The sequence below is a fragment of the Schaalia sp. ZJ405 genome (assembly GCF_011038885.2).
Lineage (GTDB): Bacteria > Actinomycetota > Actinomycetes > Actinomycetales > Actinomycetaceae > Pauljensenia.
Genome location: NZ_CP064952.1, coordinates 1,451,495 through 1,475,023, shown reverse-complemented (window position 1 = coordinate 1,475,023; position 23,529 = coordinate 1,451,495). Strand labels below are relative to the sequence as shown.

Below are 23,529 nucleotides of genomic sequence, written 5' to 3'. Positions count from 1 at the left end.
CGCGCCTGGATGCACCCGGGGCAGGCGTCGGTGCGACATTATTCCCATCAGCGTGCCCAGTGGCATCGCGTCATTCCCTCACATAGGGTTACTTACAGGTTTATGCGCGGAAAACCGCGCAGGTTAAGAAAGGACACGCGGTGGCACGGCTGACAGATGGTGCAGAACTGCTCAAATGCTCTTTTTGTGGGAAGAGCCAGAAGCAGGTGCGCAAACTCATCGGTGGATCCGGTGTGTACATCTGCGACGAATGCATCGACCTGTGCAACGAAATCATCGAGGAAGAGCTCGGTAAACAAGAACCCGAGCAGACGTCGACACCGCTGCCTAAACCTAAAGAAGTCAACGAATTCCTCGACTCCTGGGTCATCGGGCAGGATCGCGCTAAACGCGCCCTCTCTGTGGCCGTGTACAACCACTACAAGCGTGTGCGCTCACGCGAAGCCGGCAACGACGAAGACATGCTCGGCACCAAATCCAACATTCTTCTCCTGGGTCCAACTGGAACCGGGAAAACACATCTCGCGCGTTCCCTGGCCCGACTGCTGAAAGTTCCTTTCGCAATTGTTGACGCCACCGCCCTGACCGAAGCTGGCTACGTTGGCGAGGACGTGGAGAACATCCTCTTGCGCTTGATCCAAGAGGCCGACGGCGACATCAAGAAAGCTGAACGCGGCATCATCTACGTTGACGAAATCGACAAGATCGGACGTAAGGGAGAGAACGCCTCCATCACGCGTGACGTTTCCGGTGAAGGCGTACAGCAGGCGCTCTTGAAGATCATCGAAGGAACGGTTGCGTCCGTGCCACCACAGGGCGGACGCAAACACCCTCACCAGCAGTTCCTAGAGATCGACACCTCCGGCATCCTCTTCATCGCAGCCGGAGCTTTCGCTGGAATCGAAGAGATCGTCAAGGCACGAATGGGGCGGCGCTCAACGGGATTTGGTTCCGAGTTGCGTTCCACCGCCGAAATGGGTGATCTTTACGAGTCCGTCACCGCTGAGGACCTGCACAAGTTCGGCATGATCCCCGAATTCATTGGACGACTGCCGATCCTGACATCAACGAAAGAACTCACTGAAGAAGACCTGGTGCGGGTCCTCACCGAGCCGCAGAATTCTTTGGTTCATCAATATCAGCACCTCTTCGACCTCGATGGAATTGACCTGGAGTTCACCCGCGAGGCACTACTGGCAATCGCCGCGAAAGCAAATGCACGTAAAACCGGTGCTCGTGGGCTCTCGTCGATCATGGAAGAAACTTTGTCCGACCTGATGTTTGAGCTGCCAAGCCGAGATGATGTTGCCCGCGTCGTCGTTACGCGCGACCACGTCGAAGGCACCGGCGAGGCTGAACTTTATCCGTCCACCAACGAGACCGCCCAGACTGCCTAAGGGTGCGTTCTGGCAGGTGCGTTTGGCGCTGAGCGTTTTTCGGCGCTCCGGGCGCGCTAACCTGACAGTTCCTGAAGGTTGGACCTTTGCTCTACAGGAGAAAGCCGCGCGCTTGCTCTATGAGACACCTGACTCATCGGCGTCGGGCGTGCCCGCGTGGTATTCGGCCCGAATATCCTCATGATGGCGGATCACCTCGGTGACCATGAAAGACAGGAACTTCTCAGCAAAGTCAGGGTCTAAGCCCGACTGCTCCGCAAGAGCACGGAGGCGAGAAATCTGACGACCTTCACGTTCAGGGTCGGCCGGGGGGAGATGATGAACGGCCTTGATGTGGCCAACTCTCTGCGTACACCGAAAACGCTCAGCGAGGATGTGAATGAGCGCGGCATCGATGTTGTCGATAGTTGCGCGGGCGGCGGCAAGCTCCGCAGGGATCGCGAGTTCGGGTGGATCAGCGGGACCGGCTGCCCCCGTGAGTACGTGAGAAGTCTCAGCCCCCGCACGATCCTCTAAACCTGCCCTCACCATGTTGTCCTTCGCTGTCATTTCATATTCCCAGTGTTGCTGCGCGTGCGAGACACTGCCTCGCACCTGTTCTTAGTCCTCAACGGGACCACCGTAGATCTCGTCAATGACCGAAGCAAAACGCTTGAGCGCAACGTTCCGTTTCACTTTCAAGGACGGGGTGAGCAGGCCGTTAGCCTCGGTAAAATCGGTGGTGAGAACTTTGATTTTGCGGATCGATTCGGCACGTGAGACATGCTCGTTGGCAGATGCAACGGCTCGTTCCAAAGACGCAAGAACTTCGATATTGTTCGCTGCCTCGGCAACCGACATCGTCCCCATGCTGTGGGCCTTGAGCCACAGGGGAAGCATCTCAGCGTCAAGAGTGATGAGAGCAGAAATGAAGGGGCGCTTTTCTCCCACAACGATGACCTGAGAAATAAGGGGGTGCGCGCGCAGCGGATCCTCCAAAGCGGTGGGGGCAACGTTCTTCCCACCGGCGGTAACGATGATTTCTTTCGCTCTCCCGGAGATCGTCAGATAACCGTCACGGTCAAGTGAGCCAAGATCGCCGGTCTTAAACCACCCGTCCTCGGTGAAAGCGGCAGCGGTTGCTTCGGGCTTATTGTTATATCCGGCGAATACGGACGGACCTTTGAGGAGAACCTCGCCCTCGTCAGAAATACGAACGGACATCGGGGGGAGCGGGCATCCCACGGTACCGATTTTCGACAGACGCGGCGTGCCAACGGAAACGGGACCAACGGTTTCGGTGAGGCCATATCCTTCGAGCACGGGGATTCCCAGGCCTCGGTAGAAGTGCCCAAGGTACGTGGACAGGGGAGCGCCACCGGAGACGATATAGCCAACATTCCCGCCAACGAGTTTGAGAATTTTCTGGTAGACGAGTTTGTCGGCCACGGCTCGCTGTGCTTTGAGGGACCGGGACGGTCCTTCCTCAGTGTCGAGGGCTTTGGAATAGCGGATCGCGACGTCAGCGGCCCAGCGGAAGATCTTGCGCGTGCCCCCGGCAGAGGCTTTGGCATCGGCTGAGTTATAGATTTTCTCCAGTACGCGCGGCACAACAAGCAGGTACGTTGGCTTGAAGGTTGCCAGGTCGGGCAGGAGATTCTTCGTGTCAGGGGAGAGGCCGAGAACGCCCTCGGAGGCGATCTGGAAAACTTCAAGGAACCGAGCAAAGACGTGCGCGAGGGGGAGGAAAAGCAGCAGCCGTGATTCGGGGAACATCGCGATCTCCGGCATCCACGCGTGGGCGTTGACGCAGAGTTCGGTGAAGTTTCCGTGCGTGATGACGGTCCCTTTGGGTTCGCCTGTGGTGCCGGACGTGTAAACAATGGTCGCAATGTCATCCGTGGTCAGGCCGTTGGTTCGGGCAGAGACTTCGGAGCGCGGCGTCGTTGCCCCCTGATCAATGAGGGTTTCAATAGCTTCGGAGTCAAAGGAATGAACGCGAACATCATCCAGCCCGGCTCTTTCAGCAGCGGCTTTAGCCACTTCGGCCATCGTGATTGTTTCCGTGAACACCACGCGTGCTTGCGCATCACGCAGAACGTAGCTGCACTGGTCAATCGAGGAAGTTTCGTAGATCGGCACGGGAACCAACCCGGCGGTCCACGAGGCAAAGTCAAGGAGCGTCCACTCGTAGCGGGTGTGCGACATGATGGCGATACGTTCACCGGCGTGAAGGCCCAAGGCAATGAGTCCGGCAGCCACAGCTTGGACTTCGGCGTAGAAGTCGCGTGCGGTCACGGGAATCCACGAATCAGAGATCGTTTGCTTGCGTAAAATCAGTGAGTGCCGCGGCGAGCGTTGGACGCGGCGTTTAAGGAGTTCCGGAATTGTTGTGTGCTCATCAGTGCGGACCAACACGGGAGCATGCCATTCCAACGCCGTGGTCGCACCGTTTTCCCCGAGTTCGTCGAGGGCGTCAGCGGTGGCGCTGTCGGCAGCGATGTCAGTTTCCGGTGTCGCTTGCCCATCCTGGGCGGGGGAGGAGCCAGTGGCCTGGGTTGCGTCCTTGTCGTTCTCATTGACGAGGACGAGGTCGGCCTGCACCGAGTCAGATATTTCCTTATCGGATGTTTCCTTCGGGGTGTCTTCGCGTGGAGAAGTCATGTGAACGACCTTATGTTGCGTGGAATGAACTATCAGTCTAATCCTTCGGGATGTTCAACTCTTCGCCAGGATAGGCGACGATGTGACTCCCGTAGGTGGGGGATGAATCTCCCATCCTCCCAGCGGCGCCGAAACGCCACGAGGCGGGTGACCTTAGATTAGAGGAGAGATGACCCTCGACGTAAGGAACAAGGCAACGATTCAACTATTGTGTGCCTGATCGGCAATCGCTGTCTGACTACTGGAGATCGGGCCGGCCCTGAGGTGGGCCGGCCCGAATGTGTGTGCTTGTTAGTTCTTCTTGCGGGCGGGTGCCTCGCCCAGCTCGAAGCTCGCAACCCGCACGGCAGCTTCACCGTCTTGAGAGGTGGGAGCTGCCTTGAGCACAAGCTCGCCCTCGACCTTTGATGCGGCAGAGAGGTCAGGGCGAACGGACTCAAGGTGAGCAAGTGCCGCCTTGGGAGCCTCAAGCGTCACAGCAAGGTAGGGGGTGCGCGGTGACACCTTCGCTTCGGACTTCACCCGGCGCAGCGCAATGAGGGCACCCGATGCTTGAGCGAGGACCTCCCGGTCACCGCCAACTCCCTCAAGAGCGCTTGTTGTTGGCCACGGCGCAACGTGGATCGAGCCGGTGCGATACCAGGACCACACTTCTTCGGTGACATACGGCAGGTAGGGTGCCAAAAGCCGAACGACGTGATCAATAACGATGGCAAGGGCAGCGCGTGCGGACGCGGCCTCGTCCTCGTTCCATGTGCCCTCACGGTTGTAGGCACGTTCCTTGACCAGCTCAAGGTAGTCATCACAGAAAGTCCAGAAGAAGGTTTCCGTGACCTCAAGGGCGCGTGAATGATCGTAGGTTGCCAGGGCGCTGGTTGCGGTTTCAATGACCTCCCGCAGCTGTGCGATAACGGAACGGTCTAAGTCACAGGTGACGTGCGAGGGATCAAGGTCGAGGCTGGCATCTTCACCGCCCATCGTCAGGGCGAACTTTGAGGCGTTGAGAACCTTGATTGCCAGGCGACGCCCGATCTTCATCTGCTGCTCATCGAAAGTGGCATCCAAGCCAAGACGTGCGGATGTCGCCCAGTAACGCACCGCGTCAGACCCGTACTTGACGAGCAAATCCATCGGGGTAACGACGTTGCCCTTCGACTTCGACATCTTCTTATGGTCGGGGTCAAGGATCCATCCGGAAATTCCCGCGTGCTTCCACGGGAGAGAACGGAACTCAAGGTGAGAGCGCACAACGGTGGAGAACAGCCACGTGCGAATAATGTCCTGACCCTGCGGACGCAAATCCATTGGGAAAGTCCGGGAGAACAGGTCCTCGTCGTCAAGCCATCCCGTGGCAATTTCAGGGGAGAGAGACGAGGTTGCCCAGGTGTCCATAATGTCGAGTTCGGCTGCGAATCCGCCGGGAACTCCGCGCTGTGCCTCGGTATAGCCCGCGGGAACATCGGTTGACGGATCAACCGGAAGAGCATCCTCACTGGGGGTAATGACCGCGGAGTAATCAACCTCGCCGTCCTGACGAATCTTGTACCACAGCGGGAAGGGGACACCGAAGAAACGCTGACGCGAAATCAGCCAGTCGTTGTTGAGTCCCTTGACCCAGTTTTCATAGCGCACGCGCATGAATTCAGGGTGGAACTTCAGTTCGCGCCCCCGCTCAATGAGTTCGTCGTTAAGGTTTACTCCCGAGACCGGGTGATCCCACGTCTTCCCGCCGTTGCGGATATACCACTGGCGTGAGGTGACGATCTCAAGCGGCTTGTCGCCTTTCTCAAAGAAGTTTGTCTGACGCAGGGTCTTCGTTGGTTCGCCTTTAAGCTCACCGGATTCCCTAAGAGCGGCAACAACCAACTCACGGGCAGAGAACGTGGTTTTACCGGCGATTGCCTCGTATGCGGCAATGCCCTCCGGTGTGGTGATCCACTCGGGGGTATCGGTGAGAATACGTCCGTCTTTGCGCAGGATCGCACGCAGCGGCAGATCCAGGTCACGCCACCAGTCAATGTCGGTTGTGTCACCGAAGGTACAGCACATGGCGATGCCAGCACCCTTGTCCATTTCAGCTTCGGGATGAGCGAGGACGGGAACCTCAACCCCGTACACGGGTGAAGCCACGGTTGTCCCAAAGAGCGGCTTGTAGCGCTCATCATCGGGATGGGCAACGAGGGCGACGCAGGCCGCCAGAAGCTCAGGACGCGTGGTCTCGATGCAGACATCAACGTCGCCTTCAATGGGGGCACCTGCGGCCCGTGCCTGAGCGGCAGCATCCGCATCCGTCACATGGAAAGCAATGCGATGGTAAAAGCCCGGGTATTCACGCGATTCGAGTTCCGCTTGCGCAACGGCCGTCTGGAAGGTGATGTCCCACAGTCCAGGTGCTTCGCTCTGGTAGGCCTCACCTCGAGCGAGGTTGCGCAAGAACGCGGCCTGTGCAACCTTGCGGGCACGCGTACCGATCGTCTGATAGTGCTGTTTCCAGTCAACGGACAGGCCAAGGTAACGCCACAGGGACTCAAACTGGGCCTCATCCTCAACGGTCAGACGCTCACACAGTTCAACAAAGTTCTTCCGTGAGATCGGTTTCTGGTCGCGGGCTTTAATGGATTTTCCTTCGCCGCCCTCGTGCGGGGGAACAAAATTTTCCTCGTACGCAAGCGTGGGATCAACGCGAACACCGTAGTAGTTCTGGACGCGGCGTTCCGTTGGCAGGCCGTTGTCATCCCAGCCCATCGGGTAGAACACGGACTTGCCGAGCATGCGCTGATAGCGAGCGATAACGTCGGTGTGCGTGTAGGAGAAGACGTGACCGACGTGGAGAGAACCGGATACCGTAGGCGGAGGAGTATCAATCGAGTAGACATCCTCGCGCGTCGCCGTGCGATCAAAATCGTAGGTTCCCTGGGTTTCCCACTGCTCACCCCACTTGGCTTCGAGGCCTTCGGCGCCGACGCGGTCAGGGACCACGGGTGCTGGAACGGTCGTAGGGGTCAGGTCGGGACGCTCGCCCATGTGCATGTTCTCCATCCGAGTCGTGGACATATACGCACCTAAGCCTACGAGCCAGCAGCCTGTGACACCAATACACCCGCATGTCGAAATATGAGGCCTGCAATACACAGGCGGGTGTGGGTCGTGGAGATATCCACAGCATTCGTCACCACGGCTCGTTATCCACAGGCCGGTGACGAAGCGGCGTCGTCCTCGTTAATGTGGCGTAGCGTGGATGACAGAACTTAGACAACGGAGGGTGCCTACGAGGTCACCCCACACCCCAAGGAGGTGCGCGTGACGAACACCAAGGATCACGAGTGGACAAGAGATGACTTCGCTGCGGGCAGCCTCGAAAGAGAAACTCTTGACCTGCTGACCCAGCTCGTGCGCAACGCCTGCGTCAACGACCTCACTCCCGATTCGGGCAGTGAAGCACGCTCCGTGGAAACTCTCGAAGAGTACTTTCGTGACACTCCCGTCACCCTACGCCGTATCGAAGCTCACCCCGGACGCACAACGCTCGTTGTCACCGTCGCTGGATATGACCCTGGGGCGCCAAGCCTGACACTCATGGGACACCTTGACGTCGTGCCGGTTGATGAGGACCGATGGAGCCGTGACCCGTTTGCAGCTGAGATTGCCCAGGGTGCGATCTGGGGGCGAGGGACCGTTGACATGCTCACCCTGACCTCTGCGATGGCCGCGACAACCCGACGGATTGCAACCGGCCCCAAGCCTGCGGGAACTTTGACCTTCGTTGCCGCGGCCGATGAGGAAGCTCGTGGGGGACTGGGGATTCCGTGGATTGCGCGTGAACATCCTGACGCCATCCCGTGGCAGAACTGCCTGTCTGAAATGGGAGGTGCGCACATCCACGCAGCGGACGGAAAAGATAGCGTCGTCGTCATCGTCGGAGAAAAGGGTGCGGCTCAGCGCCGAATCCATGTCCACGGTGATCCCGGCCACGGGTCGGTCCCTTTCGGGAAACATTCGGCTCTTGAGGCGATCGTCGAAGTGTCGCGTCGATTGCGTGACGCGGGGAGGGCAATTGTTCCGTCGCCTCTGTGGGAGAGCTTTGTTGATGCTTTCGGTTTCGATGCTGACGTGCGTCACGATCTCGTTGAGGGGACCTACGACGGAGACTTTTCTGAGTTCGGTGAACTAGCGGCCTACGCCCACGCGATCTCCCATGTCACTTTCGCGCAGACCGTCATGCGGGCCGGCGGGCCGATCAACGTGATCCCGTCATCGGCGTACCTGGAGATGGATATCCGAACTCTTCCAGGAGTCACCGACGACGACGTGGACGCTGAGATTCGCCGTGCGCTCGGCGACCTCGCGCACTGTGTGTCGATCGAGAGGCTCCTGAGTGATCCAGCCTCTGAGAGCCCCGCCACAACGCGGCTCTTTGAGAGCATTTCTCGGGTGTTAAAAACGCAACATTCCGATTCACGGATCGTGCCTGTGTTGTTCCCCGGGGGCACAGATCTCAGGGCTGCGCGACAGCGTGGGGGAGTGGGTTACGGATTCGGATCGCACGCCTCAGAGCGCACCCTCGGGGCCGTTTATTCGCAGCTTCACGCCCATGACGAGCACATGGCACTTGAAGATGTCGCACTCACCGTCCGCGCCCTGGGGGATGTCGTCCGGGATTTTCTCAGGCTCTAAGAGCTCCAATGTCACAGTCGCTCACCAGGTAGCTACATCCTGAAAATTAGCTGAGCCGTATTTAGGGTGAGTTCTGCGTTCTAGAGAACGTTCACTTTGGCGAAATGGAGGCTTCATGCTGATGAACCGACGATATGTGAAGAACACGGCGATCGCCGTGCTCAGCACTGCTGCGCTGGTCGGATTGGCGGCGTGTGCACCCCAGCAAGCATCCCAATCCTCAGGAACAGAAGGTGCTTTCGACGGGGTCGTCAACGTCGGCCTCTCTGGTTCCGTCTCGACGCTCGATATTTCCCACGAGACCGGAATCCTCAACTACTACATTGCCCAGGTGACATCCGAGGGGCTTCTCGCCGTCAACGCCCAGGGTGAACTGATCCCCGCGATCGCACAGTCATGGAACACCGACGACGGCGTGACCTGGACGTTCCAGATCCGTCAAGATGCGAAGTTCCACGATGGAAACCCCGTGACGATGGAAGACGTGCTCTTCTCGATCAACCTCGGCAAAGACCCGGAAAAGTCCCCGTCGTCGGCCGTGTATTGGCCCAGCGATGCCACAGTTGAACAAACCGGCGATTGGGAAGTGACGATCACTCTTCCCGCCGCCGCACAGAACTTCGGGTGGACGGTCACCGCCAACGGTGGACTGTGGATCACTGAGAAGTCGTTCTACGAGGCAGCCTCAACCTACGGTTCTTCGCAGGACCTCATCATGGGAACCGGCCCTTACCAGGTCACTGAATTTCAGCCAGACTCGCATGTGACACTCAAGAAAGTTGACACGTGGTGGGGTGGTAAACTCGAGGCCGAGACAATTCAATTCGATTTCTTTGCCGATGAAAACACGCGACTCTTTGCTCTGCAATCGGGTGCTCTTGATATCGCTCTGCAAGTTCCAACGAACCACCTTGATCAGTACGAGGCTGTTGCTGGAACCACGATCAAAACGGAATCCGATCGTTCCTATGTTGGGCTGACATTTGACGCCGGTGTTGAACCGTTCAATGACATCCACGTGCGCAAAGCCATTGCCCACGCCGTTGATCGTGAATCGATCGTTTCCTCCGTTCTCTCAGGATCAGGAACGGTTGCAACCGGGTTGGAACCGGCTGATCAGTTGGGCACTCAGATCGGCGTTGAAGCGGCTGGAAAACTCCTGAGCGACCTGCCGAACTACACGTTCGATATGGAAGCCGCAGTGAAGGAACTCAAGCAATCATCCGTTCCCGAGGGTTTCGATGCGGAGCTTCTCTACCCGTCCTCGGTCCCACAGCTGGGAACAGCTGCCCTGGCGATTGCCGACAACCTCAAGGAACTGGGAATCAACCTCACCGTCACCTCCAAGCCGGTTGAAGAGTGGATCACCACCTTGGGGACCGGTCAGTACGGCCTTAACTGGATGTCGTACACGCCGACCACGGGTGATGCCGCTGAAATCCCCGGATGGTTGCTTGGACCGCAGAACCCTGCTCGCTATGAGAACACCGAAGTCCAGGACCTCATTGCCGCGTCCAATGCGGAAACTGATCCACACAAGCGAGCTGAACAGATCATCGAGGCGAATAAAATTGCCCAGGAAAATGTCATCTACTCACCTGTGTGGTGGGGTAAGGCATCAACGGCTTTCGCTTCGACGGTGTCACCGAAGGACTACACGTCCTTCTACTTCATGACCCCGTGGGCCGTGAGCCTCGACATCGCTGAATAATCAGTTCGTGGGATGTGCCGGGGACGATACCGTCCCCGGCACATCGGAAAAGAACACGCGGAGAAAGGAACGGGGATGCGTGCACGATACGTGCTCTCACGGCTCCTCCAATTCATCGGAGTCCTCCTTGTTCTCTCGTTTCTCATCTTCTCTTTGCTTTACCTGGTGCCCGGCGACCTGGTGAAAATTCTCGTGGGAAACCGCCAGGTAACCCCTGAAGTTCGCCAGGCAATCACCGCCCAGTATCATCTTGATGACCCGTTCATCGTGCAATACGTTGACTGGCTCGGTCGGGCGCTGCACGCGGATTTCGGCACGTCGATCCGTTCGGGAACACCGGTGACACAGGTCATCGGACAGCGACTCCCACTGACGCTCGAACTGACTTTCTTAGCGTTCGTCATTGCACTTGGGGTTGGTATCCCTCTGGGGCTTCTTGCCGCACGTAAAATCGATAGCCGCGTTGATCGCGCAATCGTTGGCTGGGCTGTTGTTGGAATCAGCGCCCCCGGATTCGCCCTGGGAATGGTTCTGCTCTATGTTTTCGCCGTGATGCTCGGATGGTTCCCAACGTATGGAACCGGGGGATCATTCCTTGACACCCTGTGGCATCTGACGCTGCCGGCGATTGCGTTAGCAACGGGAACGGCGGCAACGATCATCCGTATTACCCGGGCATCTGTTGCCCGTGAACTCACCCAGGACTACGTGACCTTCGCTCAGTCGCGTGGCCTGAGCCGCAGACGCATCACGGGAATGTACATGAAGAACGCGGCAATTCCCATCATCACGTCCGCCGGGTTGATTCTCGGATCGCTTTTCGGCGCGACAATTCTCGTGGAGGAGGCGTTTTCCCTGCCCGGTCTTGGGCAATTGCTCGCTGATTCCATCACCTTTAAGGATGTCCCAGTTGTTCAAGCACTCGCACTGCTCATCGCCCTCGTCATCATCACGGTGACATTCGTCGTGGACCTGCTCGCCGCCGTCCTCGACCCCACTCAAAACCTCGGGGCGAACCATTCGAGGAGGATCGTATGAGCATCCCTCCCGTTCGTGATGAGCCAATTCCTCATGGGCCGATCCGCTCGCGTTGGCTCAGGCTTGGTCGCCTCCTGCGGACCATCCCATTCTCAGTGACACTCTCGCTCATCATCCTCACGGTCCTTGCCGTGTGGGCAGCGATTCCCGAACTTCTTGTTCCCAACGCGCTATCACAGGACCTGGGGATCGGTGTGACTCCGGCGGGCACCCCCGGACATTTCCTGGGGACCGACACCCTCGGACGTGACGTCCTTGCCCTGACGATTGCGGGCACACGTTCGGCACTGGTTGGTCCGCTGGTCATTGCCCTGGGCTCAATGATCCTCGGCATCGTCTTCGGCTTGACAGCAGCGTGGTTTGGCGGTTGGTGGGACGCCATCGTTTCGCGAACCAGTGAGATTCTTCTCTCCGTACCGGTGACTCTCCTGGCCATCGTTGTTGCCGGAATCCTCGGGGGCTCCTACTGGGTGACAGTTGCTGTGCTCGTTGTGCTCTTTGCTCCCTCGGATATTCGGATGATTCGCGCCGCAGCTCTCCAGCAGATGCCCAAACCCTACTTGGAGTCCGCGCGTGTCCTAGGCCTGTCAACCCCGCGGATTCTTCGTGTCCACCTTCTCCCGAACGTCCTCCCGATTGTCTGGGCGAACCTCTTCGTCAACGTTGCCTTCGCCCTCGTGTCCATCTCCGGGCTCTCTTACCTCGGTTTCGGAGTGTCCGCTCAGGCGGCTGACTGGGGTCGCCAGCTTGCCGATGGCCGTGCCTTCATTTTCCAGAATCCGGCGGCGTGCGTGGTTCCCGGTCTTTTCATCATCGGTGCTGCAACAGCCATCAACATTGCGGGTGACTGGTGGTCATCACGATCAGCAGAAAGGATCGCGCAATGAACTCATCGTCCTCGGTCCCTGCTCTAGCGGCCTCGCATGTTACCGTTCGTGTTCCCGGCGCTGAGCGTGCCCTCGTGTCCGATGTGGACATCACCGCATATGCCGGTCGCACCCTTGTCATCGTTGGAGAATCCGGCGCGGGGAAGTCGATGCTTGCCCGCACGATCTGCGGGTTAACTCCCGTTGGCCTCGAACACTCAGGGATCGTCACCATCCACGGCGAAACCATTGACCTTGCCGATCCGGTTGAGAAACTGCGCTCCCTTCGGGGTTCAGGGATCGTGTGGCTCCCGCAGGATCCCTTCACGTCACTGTCACCAACGCAGCGGGCTGGCGATCAGATGCTGGCGCACAGAATCCGCCGGCGCGTGGACAAAGAAAAACGGATTCGGGAACGTTTAACCGAGGTGGGTCTTGATGAGCGGGTGCGTCGAGCGTTCCCGCATGAGCTGTCTGGCGGTATGCGTCAGCGAGTTGCCATTGGTGCAGCTCTTGACGCTGAGCCATCCGTCCTCATTGCGGATGAGCCAACAACCGCTTTGGATGTGACAACGCAACGCGACATCCTCACGCTCCTGACCGATCTTCGCTCGAAGCGACACATGGCGCTTGTTCTCATCACGCACGATCTCGCGCTTGCTCGTGAATTTGGCGATGACATTGTGGTGATGCGGGCCGGGGAAGTCGTTGAATCAGGTCATGTCGGCCTCGTCCTCGTTCATCCTCGTGCCGAATACACGAAGGCTCTCGCTCAGGCTGAGCCGCGCATCGACGGACCCGACCCACGTGCTCACTCCTGCGGTGACGTGCGTGAATCCCCCCTACCTGACACCGAGAAAAGTTCCGATATTCACGAGGACGAGGGCGGCGTCACCACCGCGAATCCTCCCAGGCCCCCGATCGCGGTTGTTGAAAACCTCGTCAAAATCTTCAGATCGGCACGCAGTCGCGACGCCCACGTCGCTCTTGATGGCGTCTCCCTCGACATTCAGGCGGGGGAGTCCGTTGGTATCGTCGGCGAATCCGGATCAGGGAAAACAACCTTGGCACGATGCCTCATTGGTTTGGAAACCCCTGACGGCGGAAGCCTGAGAATCCAGCCCTCGCGGTCGTTGCTCTCAGATTCCTCGTCGAAGGCGAGTGGACGTGGGCGGCGACGCACCGCCGGTCCAGTGGGCATTGTGTTCCAGAATCCTTACTCTGCGCTCAACCCGGCGCTGCGCATTGAACAGTCACTGACCGAGGCTTTAGGGGCCGCAGGACGAGATGGAGCACGTGCCGGTGACCTCCTTGAGCAGGTTGACTTGCCGGTTGACTATCTCAAACGCTTCCCCTCGGAACTATCGGGGGGAGAACGCCAACGCATTGCGATTGCTCGGGCGATCGCTACCCAACCGGAGCTGCTCATTTGTGACGAGGCCGTCTCCGCCCTCGACGTGTCGGTTCAAGCGCAGATCCTCAGGCTCCTATGCCGCCTCCAGCAGATTGAAGGCTTCGCTTTACTATTCATCACCCACGATCTTGCCGTTGCCCGCCAGATGAGCGACCGGCTGATCGTCATGAAAGACGGGTACATCGTTGAGGAAGGAAAGACGGCGCAGCTTCTCTCATCTCCTCGCGTTGAATACACGCAGAGGCTTTTAGCGGCCGTGCCCGGCGTTGATACTTCTCCGCTCAGCAGTTCAGGAGACCACCGATGACAGTGACGATCACGACACTCACGCCACCCTCTGGGGATTCCCTGTGCTCGGAACTTCTCGGGGTAGGAGTGCCGCAATCATCGGCTGAACTGTGGTCATGCGTTGCAGGGCTTGAAGAATGCTCTCTCTACGTGGCACGCGACGAGGCTGATTCTCGGGTATGTGTCCTCATGTGGGAGGTTCACCGTCGAGCAGCAAGTCAGCGACGCATCGCTGATTGGACGATCGCAGATGGGGGAGCGCACATCGATCCCGCGCAGCTGAGGATCATCCTCGATGCGTTGGTTGACGCAGTGATCGCGCAGGCACGTCAGGCCGGGTCCGTCCTCGTCAAGGCACAAACCCGGGGGGATGACGACGCCCTTGAGGACACCCTGATATCGCGCGGCTTTGGCAAGCTCGACACTCCGAGCGGAGGAGTTTCCTTCGATGCGCCGGAGCAATTCAATTTTCATGAGATTTCCGGATGGGTGCGCCGCGCGGACGGTGGCGAACTGGACGTGACAACATCACCTCGCTACGAACGACAAAAAACGGAGTTCACATGCGGTCCCGCTGCGGGAATCATGGCGCTTGATGCTCAGGGTCATCAGCCCACGGACGGAATCGACGCGGAGTTGAGTATCTGGCGTGAGGCCACGTACTTCGGGGGTTCGGACCACTTCGGCCTCGCCCTGTCACTGGCTGACCGAGGCGCACGAGTTGACGTTCTCGCAGATGTTGCCGGCCCTCTCATTGGAATGTCAGGGTCGTGCGCTTTGATCCCCGGGTCGCAGCGACAGTACATTTTCAACGATCACCACAAACGGGCACTCAACGCCGGAGTGACCGAGCGGATCGGGGAGTTCTCACTCGTTGACATTGATCGGGCGTTAGATGACGGGCAGGTCGTTGTCCTCCTCGTTGATCTTCACGACATTACCGGCGAGGAGGTTCCCCACTGGATCCTTGTCTGGGGACGAACTGAGGGGGCCTACCTCGTTCACGATCCGTGGAGCGATGAGGCGTGGGGCGAATCATGGGTTGAGACGCATACCGTTGCCGTTGAGCCGCAGGTGCTGTGGAATGTGGCGCAGTGGTCCGAGGACGAGCGAGAGCCACACCGCGCAGCGCTCCTGGTTGGCTGAGCACCCAGGGCCTATGCGAATGGTGATTCCCGACGCGGTCACCACGGTCGGAGGATGAAGCAATCGACCGGCTACCATTGGGCTTAGCGGTTGACACCGTGAAACTCCAGCTTCGCTCAACATCGGGAGAGAAAACACGCCGTGTGGTCAAGACTCATTCAGCGCGTCCAACAGCTGGCTGGCTCGCGCCGGTGGCGTGTCACCCGAAATGGGCTGATCGCGGGAATCGTCGGCGGATCCCTCGCGCTGGTCTATCGCCTGAGCATTGAACGAGGAACGGAATTCGCCGTTGATGCCTACGCATTTATTGCGGAGCATCCGGTGGCGATTATTGGGTGGCTCGTCCTCGTCCCCCTGATTGGAACTCTGATTTGGCTGGCCCTGAAATGGGAACCCCAGGCATCAGGCTCAGGTATTCCGCAGGTCAAGGGAGTGATCGCTGGGAAAATGTCGATCAGGCCCTTACCTGTGATCGCCGTGCGGATCGCAGGGGGAACACTCGGAGCGTTCTGCGGACTGTCCCTTGGGCGTGAAGGCCCGTCCATTCACCTGGGTGCGTCGGGAGCGCAGCTACTTGCAACTCCCCTCAAGGCCACACCGGAGGAACAGCGCCAGCTCGTTACCAGCGGTGCCTCGGCGGGTCTTGCCGCCGCGTTCAACGCCCCCGTATCGGGGATTCTCTTCGGTCTTGAAGGTCTTCACAAGACGTTCTCTCCGCTCGCCATCGCATCAGCAGCAGCTGGTGCTCTATCGGCGAGTGCGATTTCGACGCTCCTTTTTGGAAGCCGACCGATCCTCGCTTTCGCCCCGGTGGGTCCCCTGGCAATGTCATCAATGTGGATGATTCTCCCGCTGGGAGTGCTCGCCGGAATCGTCGGTGCCTTGGTCAATCATCTTCTCCTGGCATCCCAACGTCTGGGGAGTCTTCCCGGTCCCCTCGGAATCATCACCGCGCTCATGCTGGCCACAGTCTTCGGTTTGATCTATCCGGCGCTCTTGGGTGGGGGAGAACATCTCGTATCGTGGGCCGAGCATGCTGAGGCAGGACTGGGACTCGTCGTTCTCGTCCTTGCGGCCAAAATCGCCCTGACAGCAGTGAGCTTCGGATCTGGAACCCCGGGCGGAATTTTCATGCCGATCCTGGCAATCGGGGCGCTGACAGGAGCGGCCTACGCCCTCACATTGCAGCTCGCGGGTGCGTCTGCTCATGCCCACGCCCTGTTGGCTATTTGCGGGATGGCTGGGGTGCTTGCCGCCTCGGTGCGAACCCCGCTGACCTCGATTCTTTTGACCGCCGAAATGAGCGGGACCTTGACGTATCTTCTGCCCGTTGCCACCGTCGTCATTCTGGCGATTTTCACGGCTGATGCGTTGCGTACGCCGCCGATCTATGACGCGCTCCTTGCGCGATTGTTAAAGAAACAACAGGGCGAAGCGTCACCCGAGGTGAATTGAGGCGATTTTAGAGCACCATCGCGGCGATCCAGCCCCCGATGGTCAGCGGAATGTTGTAGTGGAGGAACGTCGGGATCACGGTGTCACGGACGTGATCGTGCTGGCCGTCGACATTCAACCCGGTTGTCGGGCCAAGGGTTGAATCCGACGCAGGGGAGCCAGCATCGCCCAGGGCACCCGCGGTGCCGATCAACGCCACCGTCGCCAGCGGTGAAAAACCGAGGGTGGAGCACAACGGCACGTAGATCGCCGCGAGGATCGGGATCGTCGAGAAGGACGAGCCAATGCCCATCGTGATGAGGAGGCCAACAACGAGCATCGCCAGTGACGCGAGGGCTTTGGAACCAGCGAAAAGAGCGGCGGTGTGTTCAACGAGAGGCTCGATCGAACCGGAGGCGTTGAGAACCGAAGCGTAGCCCTGTGCCGTGATCATGATGAGCCCGATGAGGGACATCATCTTCATCCCACCTGAGAAGACATCATCTGCCTGCCCCCACGGGACAACACGCATCATCAGGAGCATGGACAGGCCCACGAGGGCACCGATGAGAAGTGGGTCAGCTTGGGAATCAATGATCGTCAGCCACGTCTGGATAACGAAGCACACAATAATTGCCGCGATCGCGCCCCACACTTTCAACATGTTGATGGATTCAACGTGGGACACGTAGGACGATTCAGCCTGGGCATACTCGCGGGGCTTGCGGTAGGAAAAGAACAGCGCCGTCAGTAAGCCGATGAACATTGAGGCCGCTGGGATCGCCATCGCGACGGTCGGACTAATTCCGGTCAGATCCATCCCCGCTTTCTCGATGTTGCTGAACAGGATGTCGTGAAGGTAGATCCGTCCAAAGCCGATGGGGAGGAACATGTACGTTGTGACGATGCCGAATGTGATTGCACAGGCAACGGCGCGACGATCCAGGTTGAGCCGATTCATCACGGAAATCAGCGGGGGAACGATCAGCGGGATGAACGCAATGTGAATGGGGATGAGGTTTTGGCTCATGACTCCCATTGCGACGATCATGGAGATCATTCCCCATTTTGTCCACAGGGCAACGCGCTGAGACTTTTCCGGGTCAGCGGAGTTCATGCGCTTGACAAGGATATCCGCGAGCAACTGAGGAAGCCCAGAATTTGCCACAGCCATTGCGAAAGCGCCAAGGAGTGCGTAGGACAGCGCGATCCGTGCTCCGCCCGAGAGCCCTTCCTGGAAAGTCACCATCGTGTCTTGGAGACCCATGCCGGCGGTGAGACCGGCAACGAGGGCTGCGATGAAAAGGGAGAGAACAACATGCACTCGCGCGATTGACAGAATGAGCATGATGAGGACGGAGATAACGACCGCGTTCATAAGACCTCGGAATCGATTGCCTGATGGGGGCGACCATCGGCAGCTGGTCAGTGGGTCTGACTGTGCCGGTGAGCGTTGAGAGACGCGAATACTCTAGGCGATCTGAACTATTGCGCGCACATGTGTGCGGTAGATGAGAATGTCAATGAGAATCCGCATCGGATGCAACGGGAATGACGGTCCCGTCAAGGGATGGCAGCGTGGCAGTGAGAACCCAGGGAATTGGGAGGAATTGGGAGCAGAGGCAAGAGCGCAGCTGTCGGTGACACGCTGACAGGTTCAGGTGAGGATTCTCAGTTAGCTCAGCGCCTGATCTCGCTCGACGGCGGCATCCACAGCAGCGACAAGTGCCGCTGGGAGTCCCTCACGTTGGGCTGCGAGCAGGCCCGCAATCGTTGTTCCACCGGGGCTCGTGACCTGGTCAACGAGCTGTGCTGGAACGATCCCGCAAGAGGATCGATCAAGAACGAGGGCGGCCGATCCTTTCATCGCCTGAGCCACAACGGACACGGCAACATCCTTCGTGAGTCCATGTTTCACGCCCGCACGTGCGAGTGATTCAATGATCTCGTACATCCATGCGGGTGAACATCCTGCCAGAGCAGAAAAGACGGGGAAGTTCTTTTCTTCCAATGTCACCGTCATCCCGACAGAGTCCATGAGATGAACCACCGCTGCAATGTCGTCATCGCTGGCTCCATCGGCGCAAATTCCCGTCACTGACTGACCGATGTGGGCATTGACATTGGGCATCACGCGAATAATCGGGAGAGAGGACGCCCACGTCAGTCCAGCATCCTCAAAATCACTGCGGATCGTCGCGGTTGATCGTCCCGCAGCAAGGGAGACAATGACGACGTTGCGCCGAGAATTCAGCGTCGGAGTGATCTGATGGATCACTCCGCTGTGCATTTGGGGTTTGACTCCGAGGACAATGACGTCAGCGTGCGCCGCGACGTCGAGGTTGGAGCCCGAACGTGCGTTCAGCTTCTTCGCCAGCTCCTCGGCTTTTGCGGGGGTTCGGTTGGAGAGAATCCACCCGCTGGTGTCCACTCCGTGTGCTGCTGCGCCGAGGGCGATTGCCGACACCATAGATCCTGTGCCAATGAAACCGATGGTCATTCATTCCTCCAAAGCGTTGAGCAGCGTTGGCGCGAGCGCGCGGGGGTATCGCTGCGAGCACCGAGCGTTTGGGTCTTAATTTAGCCGCCAGAGTCGGCGTCGTCAGCCCCGGGGCACGTTTCCTGTGGATTGGTATGGGATACATGGGGACGAGGACGAAGCTGCACTCACCACATCCTGCGTGTTCAGGCGCAGGTGACACCCTATATGTGACGAAAAACAGGGCCATATTTTCCATGCTGCGTATGAGTTCTCACGGATCCACAGGTTGGCTTGAGGAGCTGAGTTTTCCACAGGTCCCCTGCGGGTGAGTGCCGAGGAAGAAGATCATCTCTAGCCTCGCAACTATGGATTCTTGGCAACGCGCAACGCTCAAGCGGATGACACGTGAGGTGTTCACCGACGAAGATGAAGGGGATGATGTTGCGCGCACGGGACTGATCCGTGCGCTTCCTTCGAGTCGAATGGTGATTGCCTTGGTTGTCCTTCTTGTTCTTGTTGCAGGCATCTCCCTGTGGCGCATGTCTGCACGTCCCGTCGTGCACCCGGAGTTTGATAACGCCTCTGCTCACGCGAGCACGCCCGCGGGAGGTCACAACGGGCAAGAACGCAGCTCAACGGGATATGGTGACCAATCGGGACGGGCAGGTCGTGGTCAAGGCCACGATTCCGATCGACGCGCATCTGGTGCTTCTGGAGGAACAACACCGCCGAATAACGGGCAGAAACTTGTGGTTCATGTTGCCGGTGAAGTGGCAGCACCAGGGGTCTATGAACTGCCAGAAACGGCGCGCGTCGCCGATGCGATCGAATCGGCGGGTGGTGCTCGGCCAGAGGCAGCGCTAACAGCGATCAATCTTGCGCGACGTGTTGAAGATGGAGAACAGATCTACGTTCCCAATGCCCAGGAAGCTCACGCGCTCGCGGGCAGTCAGACAGGAGGGGTGGCCACAGACACGCCGATCCGAGCAAGTCCGGGGGCATCGGATGGTCCCGGAACACAACGCGGAGGTTGCGTCAATATCAATGCTGCATCGGTTGAGCAGCTCCAGGAACTTGACGGTGTGGGGCCTGCTCTTGCCCAGCGAATCGTTAATTTTCGCAAGAGTAACGGCAGGTTCACGTCTGTGGATCAGCTTGATGAAGTCTCAGGTATCGGGCCGGCAGTCCTTGACAAAATTCGCCCGGATGCCTGTATCTGATCCGCGCGTTGCGTGAGGCAGTCTCGAGGCTCAGGAGGACGAGGTGGAGGTATCGCGCATCGCTCCTCGTATGGTTGACCTTCGTCTCCTTCCTGTGGCCACGACCGTTTGGTGCGTGTCACTACTGATCAGCCGAGCGGATGTGCCCGCAGCTGTCACCGTCTGTGTAGCCGTCATCCTTCTCACCCTCGGAGTTGGACTGTTCTTGTGGTGGGTTCGTTCTCAGCATCCCAGACGCAGTGACCCGGTCCACGCCCTCACACCCGTTGGCTCCCTCCGGCTCGCACTCTGCGCGATAACGATTGCCGCCGCCGCGGCGCTCCTGACATCGAACGCAGCGCGCATCGTCTACAACTGCGATCCACTGACCCGGGTCGTGATGAACTCAAAGGAAACGCAGATCAGTGCTGTTGTTCGTCTTGTGAATGATCCTCAACCGATGCATCCAGGAGCCTCGTCCGGGCGCTACGGAGTCAACGCCCGAGTCGAAAAATTCCGTGGCCCCGACGGGGAGTCGTCCTCGTCCATCATGCTGTACATCACCGGAAAGGGGTGGTCAGATCTCAGCCGCGGGGACGTTGTGCAGGTCAGTGGACGAATCAACAGCACCTTTCGTGGCGATCCTCCCTTTGTTGGCACGCTGCGCGCGAATGATCCTCGGGTCATTGAACGTCCCGGTGGCTGGCTGGCATGGGCCCGGGTGACTCGCCGAGCTCTCAGTCATGCGACGATGGGACTGAGTGATCAGGGGAAGGCTCTGGTTCCGGGAATGTCCGTTGGTGATGATCGGGCGATGAGTCGCGATCTTAAGCAAGCAATGCGCTCGAGCTCCCTGACTCACCTCACGGCAGTGTCCGGATCGCATATTGCCATTCTTTTGGCAGTTGTCGTCTCGGTGACGCCTGGGACGCGTCGCCTGCGAGCAGGAGTGACAACTGCGGTTCTTCTGATCATTCTTGCGCTCGTTGGACCGGAGCCGTCGGTTCTTCGTTCCGTGTCCACAGCTAGCGTCGGCGTTGCCGGCTTGGTGTTGGGGCGGACCGGGCAGGGGATCTCAGCGCTGTGCACTATCGTTACCGTTGTCATCCTTGTTGACCCCTGGGCTGCACAATCGTTGGGGTTTGCTCTGTCCGTTGCGGCAACACTCGGAGTACTTGGTCCATCGACGGCCCTTCTTCGGTGGATGAAAACACGGGTGCGGGACGACACGGTGACGGGGAAGATCATGCGCCGCATCCTCGCGGTGGTAGCGATCCCACTGACATGTCAGATCATGGTTCTTCCGATCCTCTTGCTGTTGAGCGACACCGTGTCGATCTGGTCGGTTATGGCAAATGTTGCCGTTGCTCCTTCCGTGGCACCGGCGACGGTACTGTCAATGGCAACCGCGCTGATTGCCCCTGAATTCCCTCAATTAGCGCACCTTCTCGCCCAGGCTGCACAGATCTTCACCGGCTGGATTGCTGGGGTTGCTCGATGGATGAATGACCTGCCCGGTGCGCACTGGGCAATCCCCGGGGGAAGTCTCACGGTTCTTGCTGTCTATGCAGTTGTTGTGATGGGGACGCTGTGGGTGCATGTACGATCTCGCGGAATGATTGCTGTGTCGTAGACCGGGGACGAGGCAGAAGCTGGACCATATTGTCAGTGGGGCATGGGATACTGAAGACACCGATCCCGGGGCAAGGAACCCGCGGCTGGCTCACGCATCTCATCGAGAGGACACATTTCATGACGGCACGTGGAAGCTACCAACGCTTCACCCCTGTTGAGGCCACGCTTGCCCCCGTTGTCCTCATTAAAGGCTCAGAGGGTCTTCTGGTTGATCGCGCTCTCGGACAACTCAAAGATCAGGCTCGTGCAGCCGATCCGGCGGTTGAACTCACAGAACTGAATGTTGCCACGTACTCCCCAGGGGAGATGGCGGCATTAACATCGCCGTCGCTTTTTGGAGAATCGCGGCTCATTATTGTCCGCGACCTGGAAACAATGACGGATGGTTTCGCTCAGGATCTTCTGGAATATCTTCCCCAGCCATCACCTGACACGTGGATCATCCTTGTTCATCCCGGGGGGAATGCGCGCGGCAAGAAAGTCCTTGATGCGATCGTCAAGGCAAAGTACCCCGTGATTCCCGCGCAGCCCCTGCAATACGACTCGGACAAACTCACGCTCTTACGCGACGACGCACGTCGCGCACGGCGCCACGTTGATCCCGAGGCACTTCAAGCCCTCGTCGATGCCTTGGGAAACGACGTGCGATCCATGTGTGCGGCGCTCAATCAGCTGTTCTTTGACATTCACGGGCGAATCACCGTTGAAGATGTGCGGCGAAGCCAATCGGGGCGTGTGGAAGCCACCGGCTTTGAGGTAGCCGATGCAGCGATCGACGGAGATTCGGTGCGCGCACTCATGCTCCTGCGCCATGCTTTAGCAACGGGGGCATCCCCGATTGCGCTCGTTGGGGCACTCGCCTATAAGGTGCGTAACTTGGCAAAGGTTCAGGTTATGGGTAACGCCAATATGCCCCGGATCGCGCTGAGTCCGCGACAGCTTGACACCGTCAGACGCCAGCTGCGTGGATGGTCGGATGCATCGCTCGCCGCAGCTATTTCGGCTCTCGCAGTGGCTGACGAGGAAACGAAAGGTCTATCTCGCGATCCTGAACGCGCCGTTGAAAAAGCAGTTATTCAGATATGCCGACTGCGTCGTTACCGGCGATAACGGAGCGTCGTATAAACCGGAGTGTCCGATAGCGTTCACCGATTTGTGAGAATGCGCAGAATCACCCATCGACCATTGAGTGCCAAGTTAAGACGACTAGGTGAGACAAACAACCAATTCACCCATGTTTCCATGAAGGGGGACACCAACAATGCCAAGTGTAGACCTGAAGAAGTTCAGCACAATCAATTCCACCGCAGGAGTTCTGCTGAGGAAGCTCGGACACCTGATCGACCCGACAAACCCTGTTTCTACTGAGCTTCAACGAAGCGGCGGCGACAAAGACCTGTTATTCGTCAGAGCGTGCAGGTACGTGGAGGCGCTGGACGACGAGGAGACTCTGGTCGAGATCACGCTTTCTGACTGGCGGGACATGACACCAGAACAGATCGACGACATTGGACGCCAAGTTGTCTACGAAGCGTCCAAGAAACTCCTCAACGTCTAACCGGTTTTAGACGCTCCGTGTGGCCCTGCGGCTACCCCTGTGCG

Annotated in this window: 18 protein-coding genes; 13 read left to right on the top strand and 5 right to left on the bottom strand. The window is 58.6% G+C overall.

Annotation, left to right across the window (positions count from 1 at the left end; all coding sequences use genetic code 11):
* The first annotated feature begins 140 nt into the window (after nucleotides 1-140).
* Nucleotides 141-1,397, top strand: coding sequence for an ATP-dependent Clp protease ATP-binding subunit ClpX (gene clpX, locus G7Y41_RS06050; RefSeq protein ID WP_165215723.1), 1,257 nt, complete (start codon nucleotides 141-143; stop codon nucleotides 1,395-1,397).
* A 117-nt stretch (nucleotides 1,398-1,514) separates the two neighbouring features.
* Here the strand turns inward: clpX and G7Y41_RS06045 are convergent, their stop codons facing one another.
* The 3 genes from G7Y41_RS06045 to valS all read right to left on the bottom strand — a co-directional run bounded on the left by G7Y41_RS06045 (nucleotide 1,515) and on the right by valS (nucleotide 7,064).
* A complete protein-coding gene (locus G7Y41_RS06045) occupies nucleotides 1,515-1,928 on the bottom strand; it encodes a chorismate mutase (protein WP_165217628.1) in 414 nt (137 codons plus the stop codon).
* Between the two features lie 69 nt (nucleotides 1,929-1,997).
* Nucleotides 1,998-4,040, bottom strand: coding sequence for an AMP-dependent synthetase/ligase (locus G7Y41_RS06040; RefSeq protein WP_165315926.1), 2,043 nt, complete (start codon nucleotides 4,038-4,040; stop codon nucleotides 1,998-2,000).
* Nucleotides 4,041-4,331: 291 nt separating this feature from the next.
* Nucleotides 4,332-7,064, bottom strand: coding sequence for a valine--tRNA ligase (gene valS, locus G7Y41_RS06035; RefSeq protein WP_165315976.1), 2,733 nt, complete (start codon nucleotides 7,062-7,064; stop codon nucleotides 4,332-4,334).
* 276 nt (nucleotides 7,065-7,340) lie between these two features.
* On the opposite strand from valS, the gene G7Y41_RS06030 reads away from it, so the two are divergent.
* The 7 genes from G7Y41_RS06030 (at nucleotide 7,341) to G7Y41_RS06000 (ending at nucleotide 16,632) form a co-directional block, all read left to right on the top strand.
* Nucleotides 7,341-8,714, top strand: a complete 1,374-nt coding sequence (locus tag G7Y41_RS06030) for a M20/M25/M40 family metallo-hydrolase (protein WP_196819464.1) — start codon at nucleotides 7,341-7,343, stop codon at nucleotides 8,712-8,714.
* A gap of 115 nt (nucleotides 8,715-8,829) precedes the next feature.
* Nucleotides 8,830-10,425: an ABC transporter substrate-binding protein gene (locus tag G7Y41_RS06025; RefSeq protein WP_231367242.1), complete on the top strand. Its 1,596-nt coding sequence runs from the start codon at nucleotides 8,830-8,832 to the stop codon at nucleotides 10,423-10,425.
* Nucleotides 10,426-10,500: 75 nt separating this feature from the next.
* A complete protein-coding gene (locus G7Y41_RS06020; RefSeq protein ID WP_165315929.1) occupies nucleotides 10,501-11,463 on the top strand; it encodes an ABC transporter permease in 963 nt (320 codons plus the stop codon).
* Nucleotides 11,460-12,350 carry an ABC transporter permease gene (locus G7Y41_RS06015; protein WP_165315930.1) on the top strand — a complete coding sequence of 297 codons (891 nt, stop codon included), beginning with the start codon at nucleotides 11,460-11,462 and terminating at the stop codon, nucleotides 12,348-12,350. The genes G7Y41_RS06020 and G7Y41_RS06015 overlap by 4 nt, the downstream gene beginning before the upstream one ends.
* The gene (locus G7Y41_RS06010) at nucleotides 12,347-14,050 is read left to right on the top strand and encodes an ATP-binding cassette domain-containing protein (protein ID WP_165315931.1); all 1,704 of its coding nucleotides are present in this window, start codon (nucleotides 12,347-12,349) and stop codon (nucleotides 14,048-14,050) included. Before G7Y41_RS06015 ends, G7Y41_RS06010 begins: the two co-directional genes overlap by 4 nt.
* Nucleotides 14,047-15,177: a peptidase C39 family protein gene (locus G7Y41_RS06005; RefSeq protein WP_165315932.1), complete on the top strand. Its 1,131-nt coding sequence runs from the start codon at nucleotides 14,047-14,049 to the stop codon at nucleotides 15,175-15,177. The genes G7Y41_RS06010 and G7Y41_RS06005 overlap by 4 nt, the downstream gene beginning before the upstream one ends.
* 141 nt (nucleotides 15,178-15,318) lie before the next feature.
* Nucleotides 15,319-16,632, top strand: a complete 1,314-nt coding sequence (locus G7Y41_RS06000) for a ClC family H(+)/Cl(-) exchange transporter (protein WP_165315933.1) — start codon at nucleotides 15,319-15,321, stop codon at nucleotides 16,630-16,632.
* Between the two features lie 7 nt (nucleotides 16,633-16,639).
* Here G7Y41_RS06000 and G7Y41_RS05995 read toward each other — a convergent pair whose 3' ends face one another.
* Complete coding sequence (locus G7Y41_RS05995) at nucleotides 16,640-17,989, bottom strand: Na+/H+ antiporter family protein (RefSeq protein ID WP_165315934.1); 1,350 nt, start codon at nucleotides 17,987-17,989, stop codon at nucleotides 16,640-16,642.
* Between the two features lie 145 nt (nucleotides 17,990-18,134).
* Between G7Y41_RS05995 and G7Y41_RS10160 the strand changes: the two genes are divergently transcribed.
* On the top strand, nucleotides 18,135-18,263 hold the full coding sequence (locus G7Y41_RS10160; RefSeq protein ID WP_269207939.1) for a hypothetical protein: 129 nt from the start codon (nucleotides 18,135-18,137) through the stop codon (nucleotides 18,261-18,263).
* A gap of 23 nt (nucleotides 18,264-18,286) precedes the next feature.
* Here the strand turns inward: G7Y41_RS10160 and proC are convergent, their stop codons facing one another.
* A complete protein-coding gene (gene proC, locus G7Y41_RS05990) occupies nucleotides 18,287-19,111 on the bottom strand; it encodes a pyrroline-5-carboxylate reductase (protein ID WP_165315935.1) in 825 nt (274 codons plus the stop codon).
* 347 nt (nucleotides 19,112-19,458) lie between these two features.
* Between proC and G7Y41_RS05985 the strand changes: the two genes are divergently transcribed.
* From G7Y41_RS05985 to G7Y41_RS05970, 4 genes are all read left to right on the top strand, one after another.
* Nucleotides 19,459-20,313, top strand: a complete 855-nt coding sequence (locus G7Y41_RS05985) for a ComEA family DNA-binding protein (RefSeq protein WP_165315936.1) — start codon at nucleotides 19,459-19,461, stop codon at nucleotides 20,311-20,313.
* Nucleotides 20,314-20,428: 115 nt separating this feature from the next.
* Nucleotides 20,429-21,925, top strand: a complete 1,497-nt coding sequence (locus G7Y41_RS05980; RefSeq protein ID WP_165315937.1) for a ComEC/Rec2 family competence protein — start codon at nucleotides 20,429-20,431, stop codon at nucleotides 21,923-21,925.
* Nucleotides 21,926-22,044: 119 nt separating this feature from the next.
* On the top strand, nucleotides 22,045-23,037 hold the full coding sequence (holA, locus tag G7Y41_RS05975; RefSeq protein WP_165315938.1) for a DNA polymerase III subunit delta: 993 nt from the start codon (nucleotides 22,045-22,047) through the stop codon (nucleotides 23,035-23,037).
* 151 nt (nucleotides 23,038-23,188) lie between these two features.
* Nucleotides 23,189-23,485, top strand: a complete 297-nt coding sequence (locus tag G7Y41_RS05970) for a hypothetical protein (protein ID WP_165315939.1) — start codon at nucleotides 23,189-23,191, stop codon at nucleotides 23,483-23,485.
* Nucleotides 23,486-23,529 lie beyond the last annotated feature (44 nt).